At 61.2% G+C, this 12487-nt stretch carries 11 protein-coding genes and 1 tRNA gene; 3 read left to right on the plus strand and 9 right to left on the minus strand.

Translation table 11 applies throughout. From position 1 onward, the window contains the following. Nucleotides 1-121 precede the first annotated feature (121 nt). From RS694_RS12150 to RS694_RS12175, 6 genes are all read right to left on the minus strand, one after another. Nucleotides 122-1330, minus strand: a complete 1209-nt coding sequence (locus RS694_RS12150; protein ID WP_029708882.1) for a substrate-binding domain-containing protein — start codon at nucleotides 1328-1330, stop codon at nucleotides 122-124. Nucleotides 1331-1505: 175 nt separating this feature from the next. Continuing rightward, entirely contained in the window at nucleotides 1506-2990 is a 1485-nt protein-coding gene (locus RS694_RS12155; RefSeq protein WP_029708881.1) for a sigma-54 interaction domain-containing protein, read from the minus strand. Between the two features lie 132 nt (nucleotides 2991-3122). Continuing rightward, on the minus strand, nucleotides 3123-4286 hold the full coding sequence (locus RS694_RS12160) for an IS4 family transposase (protein WP_029707262.1): 1164 nt from the start codon (nucleotides 4284-4286) through the stop codon (nucleotides 3123-3125). A gap of 155 nt (nucleotides 4287-4441) precedes the next feature. Continuing rightward, nucleotides 4442-5950 (minus strand): tripartite tricarboxylate transporter permease, encoded by a 1509-nt coding sequence (locus RS694_RS12165; protein ID WP_029709603.1) that lies wholly within the window; start codon nucleotides 5948-5950, stop codon nucleotides 4442-4444. Next, complete coding sequence (locus RS694_RS12170) at nucleotides 5950-6459, minus strand: tripartite tricarboxylate transporter TctB family protein (RefSeq protein ID WP_076069633.1); 510 nt, start codon at nucleotides 6457-6459, stop codon at nucleotides 5950-5952. The genes RS694_RS12165 and RS694_RS12170 overlap by 1 nt, the downstream gene beginning before the upstream one ends. Further along, the gene (locus RS694_RS12175; RefSeq protein ID WP_029709605.1) at nucleotides 6459-7418 is read right to left on the minus strand and encodes a Bug family tripartite tricarboxylate transporter substrate binding protein; all 960 of its coding nucleotides are present in this window, start codon (nucleotides 7416-7418) and stop codon (nucleotides 6459-6461) included. The genes RS694_RS12170 and RS694_RS12175 overlap by 1 nt, the downstream gene beginning before the upstream one ends. 84 nt (nucleotides 7419-7502) lie before the next feature. On the opposite strand from RS694_RS12175, the gene RS694_RS12180 reads away from it, so the two are divergent. From RS694_RS12180 to RS694_RS12190, 3 genes are read left to right on the plus strand one after another with little or no spacing between them, the layout of a single operon-like run. Continuing rightward, nucleotides 7503-8183, plus strand: a complete 681-nt coding sequence (locus RS694_RS12180; protein WP_029709606.1) for a response regulator transcription factor — start codon at nucleotides 7503-7505, stop codon at nucleotides 8181-8183. 1 nt (nucleotide 8184) lies between these two features. After that, nucleotides 8185-9597 (plus strand): sensor histidine kinase, encoded by a 1413-nt coding sequence (locus RS694_RS12185; RefSeq protein ID WP_029709607.1) that lies wholly within the window; start codon nucleotides 8185-8187, stop codon nucleotides 9595-9597. A 16-nt stretch (nucleotides 9598-9613) separates the two neighbouring features. Continuing rightward, the gene (locus tag RS694_RS12190) at nucleotides 9614-10015 is read left to right on the plus strand and encodes an RNA-binding S4 domain-containing protein (protein ID WP_029709608.1); all 402 of its coding nucleotides are present in this window, start codon (nucleotides 9614-9616) and stop codon (nucleotides 10013-10015) included. Between the two features lie 63 nt (nucleotides 10016-10078). Here the strand turns inward: RS694_RS12190 and RS694_RS12195 are convergent. From RS694_RS12195 to tilS, 3 genes are all read right to left on the minus strand, one after another. After that, nucleotides 10079-10171, minus strand: a tRNA-Ser gene (locus RS694_RS12195). 40 nt (nucleotides 10172-10211) lie between these two features. Continuing rightward, nucleotides 10212-11480, minus strand: coding sequence for an aspartate kinase (locus tag RS694_RS12200; protein WP_029709609.1), 1269 nt, complete (start codon nucleotides 11478-11480; stop codon nucleotides 10212-10214). A gap of 36 nt (nucleotides 11481-11516) precedes the next feature. Continuing rightward, complete coding sequence (gene tilS / locus RS694_RS12205; RefSeq protein ID WP_029709610.1) at nucleotides 11517-12479, minus strand: tRNA lysidine(34) synthetase TilS; 963 nt, start codon at nucleotides 12477-12479, stop codon at nucleotides 11517-11519. Between the last annotated feature and the right edge of the window lie 8 nt (nucleotides 12480-12487).

A 12487-nucleotide genomic window follows, 5' to 3' on the forward strand; every position in this document is an offset into this window, starting at 1 on the left:
GCGAGCGGGTCGAGGGCAAGGCGCACAGCGCGCAGGAACCGGAACGTACTTGTGTACGTGAGGATTTCGAGCACTGCGCAACGCCGCCATCGGCACGCGCAGTAGCAGAGCACTTGATCAGTTACCGTTTGTTGCGGATGGGGACATCCATCTCTTCCGCCTTGATCTCGCGCACCAGTTCAGGCACACCCCAGGCAAAAGCCGGGTCGACCTTGATCTTGAAGTGGTACATGCTTTGCATGGCTTGGTGGTCTTCCTTGCGGAAGGTCATCTTGCCCTTGGGCGTGTCAAAGCTCATGCCTTCCATGGTCTTGATCAGCGTGTTGGCACTGGTATCACCTTTGCTGTTTTTCAGCGCAGTGACCACGGCCATCGCAGCACTGAAGCCACCGGCAGTGAAGAAGTCGGGTGGCGACTTGAACTGGCTGTAGTGGCGCGCCACCATGGCTTCGTTGACCGCATTTTTGGGAATGCCGAAGTAGTAGTACGCCGCGCCTTCCATACCGGGGAACTGCTTGTAGGCGGTCATGGCGGGCAGGATGTTGCCGCCGGTAGCGATTTCAATGCCATGGCGCTTCAAGTCCATGTCGGCAATCTTGAAGGGGTTGCCGCCAGCCCAGATGATGAAGATCACCTTGCGGCCGGGGATATCCTTGAGTTTGTCGATCAGGCGCTGGCCACCGGCGGTGAAGTCGGTGGTGGCGGGTGGCAGGTACTCTTCGTGGACCAGCTTGGCCTTTTTGATGGCTTCACGGAAGGCCTTGACGCCGTCGCGGCCAAAGGCCGAGTCTTGCGCCATGGTGGCAATGGTCACACCGGCCTTGTCCAGCGCCACGGCGTTGGAGATGGCGTCCTGCGAGCTGTTGCGGCCGGTGCGGAAGATGTACTTGTTCCACTTGTCACCGGTGATGGAGTCGGCCACGGCAGGCTCCACCAACAGGATCTTTTTGTATTCCTCAGCCACGGGCAACATGGCCAGCGCGACGGGAGATGCCGTGGGGCCCACGGCCAGATCGACCTTGTCATCGCCATAGGCGGCGGCCAGCAGGCTCTTGCCCTGGTCAGGCTTGCCCTGGTCGTCTTTCTCGATCACGGTGATCTTTTTGCCAGCGACCATCATGGTGCCGCCGGTGGCGTAGTCCAGGCCCATCATGAACCCGACCTGGGTCTGCTTGCCATAGGCTTCCAGAGGGCCGGTCTTGCTGTAAATGTGAGCGATCTTGATTTCGTTGGACTGGGCGATGGCGGTGCTGCCGACCACAGCGGCGCACAGGCCAGCGGCGATCAGCGTGGCACGGACGGCCACAGTCTTCAGACGGGTTGGGTGCATGCAAGTCTCCTGTTGTAATAGCTAACCATGCACCGTTTTGCACGATCCATGCCAAATTTCAAAGCCTTGATTTCATTGGATATTTTTGAAATTCAGGCTTTATTTTTAATTTATGTCTAATTTAAATACACAAATATTGTCTCATTTTTAGACATTTGTATAAATATTGGCCACACTAAAGACGTCCATACAAGGTCGCCCGTGCAATCCCCAGCGCCTTGGCTGCTGCCACTTTGTTGCCTTTGTGGGCGCTCAGGGCGGCCTGGATCGCCCTGGTTTCCAGCTCCGCGACCTGCTCGGCCAATGGGCGCAAAAGCCCGTCCGTGTCGGAGGGTGCATCGCCGGCATCGGGTGTCGCCTGATCCGCCTGCGGTACCGTGGCGGCCAAGGGTGGCAGGCCCGACTCGCGCAACACGGTCTCAATGTCCTGCACCTCGATGCGGTGCGACTCGCTGCGCATGGCGGCCTGCTCCAGCACATTGCACAATTCACGGATGTTGCCGCGCCAGGCTTGTGCTTCCAGCAGGGCCAGCGCCTGCGGCGAAAGTTCGGGCGATGGCAAGCCGCTGCGCAGGGCCACATCTTCGCCCAGCACTTCCAGCAGCGCCGCAATATCGGCGCGCCGCTCGCGCAGCGGCGGCACGCGAATGGGCAACACATTGAGGCGGTAGAACAAATCCTCGCGGAACGTGCCCGCGCGGACCAGGCCCGCCAGGTCGCGTGAGGTGGCGGCAATCACCCGCACATTGATGGGCAGCAGCTTGTTAGAGCCCAACGGTTCAATCTCGCCCTCCTGCAGCGCGCGCAGCAACTTGCTTTGCAGGGCCTGGGGCATGTCTCCAATTTCGTCGAGAAACAGGGTGCCACCACTGGCCAGGCGGAACTTGCCGTCGCGACCCTTGCGGTCGGCGCCGGTAAAGGCACCGGGCACGTAGCCAAAGAATTCGGCCTCCAGCAGCGACTCGGGCACCGCCGCGATGTTGACGCTGATAAAAGCGCCCTTGGCGCGCGCGGAGGCGGCGTGGATGGCGTGGGCCAGCAGCTCCTTGCCGGTGCCGGTCTCTCCCAGCAGCAGCACGGGGCTGCTGGACTGTGCGGCGCGGCGCGCCTGGCGTTTGACTTCCACCGCTGCCGGGCTTTGGCCCACGAAGCTGGCAAAGGTGTATTTGGACTGCCTCTGTCCGGTGCTTTGCAGGCGCTGGCTGGCGAGTTCGCGCCGCGCGTCGTCCAGGTCGCGCTGCAAGAGCGCAAATTTCTCGATCAGCGGCTGCAGCGTGGTCTCGGGGTGGTCGAACAACACGATACCCAAGGCGCCTATGACTTGCCCTTCGGAATCACGCAACGGAATGCGGCTGACCACAAAGGTACCGGCGCGGTTGGTCAGCAAATCAATCAGGATGGGCTTGCCGCTCTCCAGCACCTGGTGCATCTGGGTGTTGTGCACGACCTGCGAAACCGGATGGCCGACAAAGTCTTCTTCACGCTCAAAGCCCAGGGCGGGCAAGAAACGTTTGTACTGGTCGTTGATCCAGACCACACGCGCCTGGCGGTCCACCAGCATCATGCCTTCGCTGGCGCTGGCGAAGAGTTCGAACATGGAGCGCGCCGCCAGCTCCAGAATGCTCTGGGCGTCGCGTGGGAGGATATCGGGCTTGTCCATGCGGCGATGTTACCCGTGCGCTACGGTCTGCAATTTGCTATAAAAAAAGGAGCTGCACGCGCACATTCCGTGCGGACAACAGCCCCTTTTGATGCTGAAAATCACTACTGTCCGGTAAATTTTGCCCCGTTTTCAGAAGAGTTCAACCTGCGATTTCAGCTCTTCGAAACTGTCGTCCTTGATAGCGTTGTCTACCATCTGAGCCAAAGAGATCTTCTCAAACATGTTGACCTCCACCAGATGCAAGAAGTTACGCAGTGACAGGTCAGTATGTAGTCCGTGGTGTGCGACCAAAGCTATCAAATAGGTACACACTGCAATCCATATCTGTGATCTCACCGCGTTCAATGAATTGCCAAAGAAGTGTTGGATGTTCAGGTTCTGCTTGAGCCATTTGAAGAACAGCTCAATCTGCCAGCGCTGCTTGTAGATGGCTGCGATGGTGAGGGCGGATAGGTCTAGACGGTTGGTTAGAAAGACGAGTTCCAAACAACTCACTGCATCGTAGAAACGTACCCGGCGCAAAGGCTCAGGGTAGCCTTTCTTGGAGCGCTCCCCCGTCAGCACAATGGTTTGATCCGAGTACACGCCGGTTTGCACATCAGCCGCGTGGGCTTCACTGCAGATGAAGCTCAAATTGTCTTTGGCGCGCACCACAAAGCTGCACTCCCGTTGCACCAAGCGGTGCAACCTTGCAAAGTCCACGTAGCCGCGATCCAGCACGACGATAGAGCCCTTGGGCAGACTCAATGCATCCAATTGCCCCGAGTCGCCGACTTTGCCGGTGGTGATCGATAGCATCACTGGAATGGCACCCCGCAGGTCGATCACCGTATGGGCCTTGATTCCCGCTTTGGTGGACCGAAAGTCAGCCCAGGGAAACAGTTTCAGACACAAGTCGATGGTGGTGGAGTCCATGGCATACAGTGGCTCCTTGAGGCCCAAGCCGATGTCATGGTCTTTGTACAAATCCAACGCGGTTTCGATCAGGCGTTGCCCCAGTGCTTCGAACAAATGCGAGTCACGCCGCTCGTTGGCATCGGCCAATGTGGAGCGTGATACACGCTGACGCAGGCCGCAGTGGTAAAGCTTGGAGCTTTGCGAGTTCAGGCACACGATCAGGTCGCGCAAGCCTTCCCTGCGAGTGAACTGCGCGTAGGCCATGCAAATGAATTGGCTCCAGGCAGTGAAATCCCGTGTCCAGCGGTTGGCTTGGTACCTATCAACGAGGTGTTCAAAGTGGCTAAACGGTACGACGGCCAGCAATTGCGCGAATACCGTGCGACCAGCGTTCATGACGTAAACCTCGAAAAATGAGGTCACGATATGCCCACGGGCAAAAATCGGATTTCAAATCGCCGGAATCCAAAAAGCTCTTGAAACCCGCATCCAGCTTAGGTTTGAACTGCCCTGATGCAAAATTTACCGGACACTAGTGGCTGAAAATCCGGCTAGGCCAGCGTTTTGACAGACCTTTTGGACATCGCCTTGGCCACGCGTGGCAGCACCAACACCGCCACCACAATCACCAGCAGCGTGAGCGACATCGGGCGCTGCAGGAAGATCATGGCGCTGCCTTCGCCGATCGACATGGCATTGCGTAACTGCGCTTCGGCCAATGGGCCCAGGATCATGCCCACGATGACGGGGGCGGTGGGAAAGCTGAAGCGACGCATCAGCAGACCCAGCACGCCAATGCCATAGAGCAGCAGCAAGTCGAAGGCGCTCTGGCGCATGCCGTAAGTACCCACGGTGGCAAAGATCAGGATGCCGGCGTAGAGCTGGGCCTTGGGCACCTTGAGCAGCTTGACCCACAGGCCGACCAGCGGCAGGTTCAGCACCAGCAGCATCACATTGCCGATGTACAGCGACGCAATTAGCGCCCACACCAGCGCAGACGAACTGCTGAACAGCTGCGGTCCGGGCTGGATGCCGTAGTTCTGGAATGCGCCCAGCAAAATCGCCGTGGTGTTGGACACCGGAATGCCCAGCGTCAGCAGAGGAATCAGCGCGGTGGTTACCGTGGCGTTATTGGCGGCCTCAGGCCCGGCCACACCTTCGATGGCGCCCTTGGTGCCGAACTCGGCCTGGTGCTCTCCCTTGGCGAGTTTCTTTTCGGTGGCGTAGCTCAGGAAGGTAGGGATTTCGGTGCCGCCAGCGGGGATGCAACCAAACGGCGCACCAATGGCGGTGCCACGAATCCAGGCCGGGATGGAACGGCGCCAGTCGCTCTTGGTCATGGTGACGCGGCTCATCTGGTTCTCGGACTCTTTCACCTTGCCTTCAAACAGCACGGCATGCAGCGCTTCGGACACGGCAAACAGGCCTACGGCCACCAGCACGATTTCCACACCGTCCAGCAGCTCCGGAACATTGCCGGTGTAACGCGCCTGACCGGTGATCTGGTCCATGCCGATCAGGCCAGCAGCCAGCCCGATGAACAGGGCCGTGAGGCCACGCACTGTGCTTTGGCCCAGCACCGCGCTCACCGTGGTGAAGGCCAGCAGCATCAGGCAAAAGTACTCGGGTGGGCCCAGCTTGACGGCAAATTCCGCCACCACCGGCGCAAACAGTGTCACGATGATGGTGGCGATGGTGCCAGCCACAAACGAGCCAATCGCCGAGGTGGCCAGCGCCGCACCCGCACGCCCGCTCTTGGCCATCTTGTTGCCTTCCATGGCCGTGACCATGCTGGCCGTTTCACCCGGTGTGTTGAGCAGGATGGAGGTGGTCGAGCCGCCGTACATCGCGCCGTAATAGATACCGGCAAAGAAAATCATCGATGCGGTAGCGTCCACCTTGGTGGTGATGGGCAGCAGCATGGCCACAGCGGTGGCGGGGCCGATGCCGGGCAGCACGCCCACCGCCGTACCCAGCGCACAGCCGACAAAGGCCCAGAGCAGATTGACTGGCGTACCCGCCGTGACAAAGCCCTGTAAAAGTTGGTTCCAGATATCCATTACAGCCACCCACTTTGCGTCAGACCCGGCAGGTTGATGGCCAGAAACTGCGTAAACATCCAATACACCGGTGCCGCAATCAGCAGCCCCACCACCGCGTCCGTCAACCAGGCACGCAGGCCCGTGCCCGCCGTGCCTTGCGCCAAACGCATGCCACGCGAGGCCAGCACAAAACACAGTGCGCAGCTGAAGATGAAGCCAATGGTGGTGATCAGGGCGGCGTTGAGCAGCAGACCGGCCGACATCCAGACAAAGCCTGCCCAGTAGGGCGGCTCATCACTGTCGGATTCGTCCATGTCGCGAAAGCCGCCGGTTTGGGACTCCCACACCAGAAAACCGCCACAGACCAGCAAAGCTACCGACACCAGCCAGGGCAGGAAGTCTGGGCCGATGCCGGCATAACCGGCTTCTGACGGGATGATCCAGGCGCCTGCGGCCAGACCGACCGCCAGCACCAACACACCCAGGCCCACCAGCAACTGCTGGCGGGTCTTGATCGTTGCCGACATCACACCATTCCCGACAGATGCATGATGCCGCGCAGGCTGGCGAACTCGTTGTCCACGAACTCGTCAAAGGCCTTGCCCGTCAACAGCGCGGGCGTCCAGCCGTTTTTCTCCAGCGACTCGGCCCAGGACTTGGACTTGGTGGCCTTGACCACCAGCTCGGTCAGCGCCGCACGCTGCTCGGCCGTGATGCCGGGCGCGCCATAGACCGCACGCCAGTTGCCCAGCACCACGTCGTAGCCTTGCTCTTTCATGGTCGGTACATTGATGCCGGGCAGGCGTTTCTCGGAGGTCACACCAATCGGGCGCATCTTGCCCGCGGCGATGTACTCGGCAAACTCGCTGTAGCCGCTGCCGCCCACCGTCACGTTGCCACCCAGAATGGCCGCCGTCGCCTCACCGCCGCCCCGGAAGGCTACGTAGTTGACCTTCTTGGGATCGACGCCGACCTTGGTAGCCAGCATGGAAGCACAAATGTGCTCGGTGGAGCCACGCGAACCGCCGCCCCACTTCACGCTGCCGGGGTCTTTCTGCATCTGGGCGACCACATCCTTCATGGTCTTGAGGGGAGAGTCGGCAGGCACCACAAACACGTTGTATTCGCTGGTGATACGGGCAATCGGCGTGGCCTTGTCCAGAGACACGGCAGGTTTACCGGTGATGATGCCGCCCACCATCACCGCGCCGGTGATCATGATGGAGTTGACATCGCCCTTGGCCGCGTTGACGAACTGGGCCAGACCGATCACGCCAGCCGCGCCGCCCTTGTTTTCGTACTGCACCGTGTCAGCCACCTTGGCATCAATCAAGGCCTTTCCCAGGGCACGGCCTGTGCCGTCCCAGCCACCACCGGGGTTGGCCGGAATCATCATCTTCAGATTGGCAGCTGCACGGGCAGTCAGGGGCAGGGCACCCGCTGCGGCCAAAACGGCCATGGATTTCAGAAAGGTATCGCGACGCATGTTGGTATCTCCTCAGTATGAAAACCGTCCTATGATGCGCCGCCAGCCTTTCAAACGGCTGTCCAAATCCCTAGGGAAAACCCCATGCATCTGCTGCTCGTTGAAGACGATTTGACACTGCGCGCCACCCTGCAGCGCAGCCTGTCGCGCAGCGGCATGCGTGTGGACGTGTGCCATGACGGCGCACTCGCCCTGCCTCTGTGGCAAAGCCTGCTGCCGGACGTGGTGGTGCTGGACCTGAACCTGCCCAACGTGGACGGACTGGACGTGCTGCGCAGTGCCCGCCAGGCATCCCTGGACACCCCGGTGCTGCTGCTCACGGCGCGCGGCACGGTGGGCGACAAAGTGCTGGGCCTCAACGCCGGCGCGGATGACTACCTGCCCAAGCCGTTTGACCTGGACGAACTCGAAGCCCGCGTGCGCGCCCTGCACCGGCGCCACAGCAACAGCCCCCGTGCGCCTGCCGAAGACAGCGTGCGCGTGGGCCCGCTGCGCTTCGAACCCGCCAATGGGGCCATGTATTTGCGCCAGGACATCATGGATGTGACACCGCGTGAGCTGGCGCTCTTACGTGCCCTGATGGCCAAGCCCGGCCACGCCGTGGCCAAGGAGCGGCTGTTTGAAATCGTCTTCCCCGGAGAGGACCATGTGCACTACGAGGCCATTGAAGTGGTGGTGCACCGGCTACGCAAGAAACTGGCCGACACCGGCGTCACGCTGATGACCCTGCGTGGCCTGGGCTATCTGCTGAAAGCTTCGAGCTGACATGTCCACCCCTGCGCGCCCGGGCTCCCTGCGCCGACACCTGCTCATCGGCATCCTGGTACCCATCGCCCTGTTTGTGGTGGTGGACACGATCAGCCTGTACCGGCAAGCGTTGCAGGCCGTCAACATTGCCTACGACCGCACGCTGCTGGCGTCGGCCAAGGCCATTGGTGAATTGCTGGACGTGGAAGGCGAAGGCCCGGACGCCGTCATCCGCACGGAACTCCCCTACTCTGCGCTGGAGGCTTTTGAGGCCGACAACCGCAGCCGCATGAACTACCGGGTCTCGAATGCGCGCGGCCAATGGATTGATGGTGCCGAAGACCTGACCGCGTGGCACGGTACCCTGCCCAACCAGGGGCCCTATGCGGCGCTGGTGGACTTTTACGACGACCAGTTCCGTGGCGACCCGGTGCGCGTGGCCGTGCTGCTGCAGCCCGTGGCCAGCAATCGGGGGCGCGCCATGGCCATAGTGCAGGTGGCCGAAACGCTGGAATTGCGGCACACACTGGCCCGGCAAATCCTCGTCGAAACACTGCAGCGCCAGGCCATGCTCATCAGCGTCATTCTGGTGGTGGTGCTGGTGGTGGTGCAACGCGCGACCCGTCCGGTGCGCCAGCTCAGCGACCACTTGCGCCAGCGCAACGAAGATGACCTCACGCCCATCGCACATTCCGGATTGCCGCGCGAACTGCAACCACTGACAGAAGCCACCAACCAGGTCATGACAAGGCTGCAGCATTTGCTGGACAACCAGAAACGTTTTGTGCGCGACGCAGCCCACCAGTTGCGCACGCCGCTGGCCGTGCTCAAGGTGCAGGTGCAGTCCGCGCTGCGTGGTGACCTGGAGGCAGTCACCGCGCTGCAGGACATTGAAGTCACGGTAGACCGCGCCACCGTGCTGGCCAACCAGATGCTCTCTTTGGCCAAGGTGGAACAGTTGCGCCAGCAGCGCGATTTTGCGCCGCTGGACTGGTCGGCCATCGTGCGTGCGCTGGCACTGGACCTGTCGCCCCTGATTGCTGAAAAAGACATCGACTTCGCGCTGGACACCGTGCCCTGCCTGGTATTGGCCCACGACTGGATGCTGCGCGAACTGGCGCGCAACCTGTTGCACAACGCCATACGGCACACGCCTGCGCAAGGCACGCTTGCCGTACGCGTGGAACCCGACCAAGGCATGGCGGTGTTGACCATCACGGACACGGGCGAAGGCATCACTGACGAGTTGCGCATGCGCCTGTTCCAGCCCTTTGCCACCGGCAACACCCGCACCGGTACGGGCCTGGGCCTGACGATTGCGCTGGAAATTGTGCGTTCGCTGGACGGCAGTATCCAGCTCAATAACCGCATTGAGGAAGGGTTGGTGCGCGGACTCGACGCCTGTGTCAAACTGCCCCTGAGTTCCCTTTGAGGTAATCCCCCACAACATGGAAAAAATCCGAATCGACAAGTGGCTCTGGGCCGCGCGCTTCTTCAAGACCCGCGCGCTGGCAGCCGAAGAACTAACCCGCGGCCGGGTGCAAGTAGGGCCACTGGATGCCAAACCCTCGCGCGAGGTCCACATCGGCGACACCATCACCCTGCTGCAGGGCCAGGTGCGCCGCATCGTGGTGGTCAAAGGCCTCAGCGCACAGCGTGGTTCGGCCACGATAGCAGCGCAGCTGTTTGAGGAAACCGCTGACAGCCTCGCGCAACGCGCCAAAATGGCAGAACAAAAGCGCCTGAGCCCGGAACCCGCCGCCGCCATCACCCACGGCCGTCCCACCAAGCGCGACCGGCGCGATCTGGACAAGGGATGGGGTGAGCGCTGGAGCGCGTCGGTGGACTAAGTCCTTCCGCAGAAACACGCATAAAAAAAGCCCCGCAATTTTCATTGCGGAGCTTTTCAGGTTTGGCGGAGACGGAGGGATTCGAACCCTCGATGAGGCTCTACACCCCATACTCCCTTAGCAGGGGAGCACCTTCGGCCACTCGGTCACGTCTCCTAAAGGTCAGGCGAGATTATCGCACGACTCTGGGCTGTTTTTACGCAGTTGGCTGGTCCAGATCAAACGCCTTGTGCAAGGCGCGCACGGCCAGCTCCATGTATTTCTCGTCAATCACCACCGAAGTCTTGATTTCGGAGGTGGAAATCATCTGGATGTTGATGCCTTCTTCGGACAACACGCGGAACATGCGGGCGGCGACGCCCACGTGGCTGCGCATGCCGATTCCGACGATGGAGACCTTGCAGATCTTGGTGTCGCCCACCACTTCCTTGGCGCCCAGGCTGGGCAGCACCTTGTCATTGAGCAGGTCCATCGCCTTGGCGTATTCGCCGCGGTTGACGGTGAAGCTGAAATCGGTCTTGCCGTCCTTGCTGACGTTCTGGATGATCACATCGACTTCGACGTTGGCGTCGGCCACCGCACCCAGGATCTGGTACGCGATACCGGGCTTGTCGGGCACGCCCATCACGGAGATCTTGGCCTCGTCGCGGTTGAATGCAATGCCGGAAACAATGGCTTGTTCCATGTGTTCGTCTTCCTCAAAAGTGATCAGGGTGCCGGATGCGGCTTCCTCGTTGATGTCAATATCCCAGGGGGTGAAGCTGCTCAGCACACGCAGCGGCACCTTGTATTTGCCGGCGAACTCCACCGAGCGGATTTGCAGGACCTTGGACCCCATGGAGGCCATCTCCAGCATCTCTTCAAAGCTCACTGTCTGCAGGCGGCGCGCCTCGGGCACCACGCGCGGGTCAGTGGTGTAGACGCCGTCCACATCGGTGTAGATCAGGCATTCATGCGCCTTCATGGCAGCGGCTACCGCCACGGCTGACGTGTCCGAGCCACCGCGTCCCAGCGTGGTGATGTGGCCTTCGTCGTCCACACCCTGGAAGCCGGTCACGATCACGACCTTGCCGGAATCCAGATCGGCGCGCACGCGCACGTCGTCAATCGATTCGATGCGGGCCTTGGTATAGGCGCTGTTGGTACGAATGGGGACTTGCCAGCCGGCGTAGCTGACCGATTCCATACCTTCGGCCTGCAGCGCGATGGCCAAGAGCGCGCTGGAGGCCTGCTCGCCGGTGGCGGCCAGCATGTCCAGCTCGCGGCCATAGGCCTCGCCCTGTTTGGACGGGGCCAGCTCTTTGGCCAGACCCAGGAGACGGTTGGTTTCGCCACTCATGGCGGAGGGAACGACCACCATCTGGTGGCCAGCGCGCGCCCATTTGGCAACGCGCTTGGCGACATTGCGGATGCGGTCCGTAGAACCCATCGACGTGCCGCCGTATTTGTGAACGATCAGAGCCATGAAATCTTGTTTTTTAAGAGCTAAACCGAAGGGGAACTAGGGATTGTACCAAGCCAACCCCGGGCCATTGCGCTGCACAAAGCCCTGCCCCACCTTGATATGGATGCGGTGACCCCGCGTGGTGCAGGCGGCCACCTGGTCCAGCAGCTCCTCCAGTTGGGCGGTGCTGGGAATAACCTGGTAGGTGAGCTTGAGCCAGTGCCGTAACAAATTGGCCTGGCGCGCGCGGCTGAGAAGCTGCACCTGCTTGATACGGGGCTGACTATCGCCGTCAGCGCATACGCCTGACCAATCCTGCTGCGCGACCTCATCCAGCAAGGCCTGCGCCTGCGCCGCATGGCTGGCGCTGCGCGCAAAAGTGTCACGAAACTGGGGAAACGCGGCCTGCAGGGCCGGCAACAGCCGCGCCCGAATGCGGTTGCGCGTGAAATTCTCATCCGTGTTGGTGGGGTCGTCCACAAAAGTAGCGCCCTGCTCCGCCAGCCAGAGGCGGATATCGGCTGCGCTGACGGCTAGCAACGGGCGGTGGTAATCGATACCGTCGCGCTGCCAGCGCGCTGGCATGGCGCTCAGGCCGGCCAGACCGGCGCCACGGCTCAGCGCCAGCAACAGGGTCTCCACCTGGTCGTCGGCATGCTGCGCAATTGCTATCGATTGAATAGCTGGCTGCGCAGTCTCCATGCGGGCTAGAGCACTAAAAGCCTTGTAACGCGCAATACGGGCGGCATCTTCGGGGCTTTGCCCGTCACGGGCACTGGCGTCCACTTTTTGAATGTGCAGCGGCACGTTGAGCCCTGCGCACAGTGCCTGGCAATGTTGCTCAAATGTGGCGGCGGCGGCCTGCAAACCGTGGTTGACGTGAAAAGCGACCACCTGCCCCGGCCATTGGCGGGCGCAGGCCAACAGCAATGCTGTCGAATCAGCACCACCGCTCAAGCCCACCGCCAGCGGCAAGGCGGGCTGAAAGCCCCGCATCGCCGCGTCCAGCGACTGGGTCATGGCGGCAC

It is taken from the genome of Rhodoferax saidenbachensis, from assembly GCF_001955715.1.
GTDB classification, from domain to species: Bacteria; Pseudomonadota; Gammaproteobacteria; order Burkholderiales; family Burkholderiaceae_C; genus Allorhodoferax; species Allorhodoferax saidenbachensis.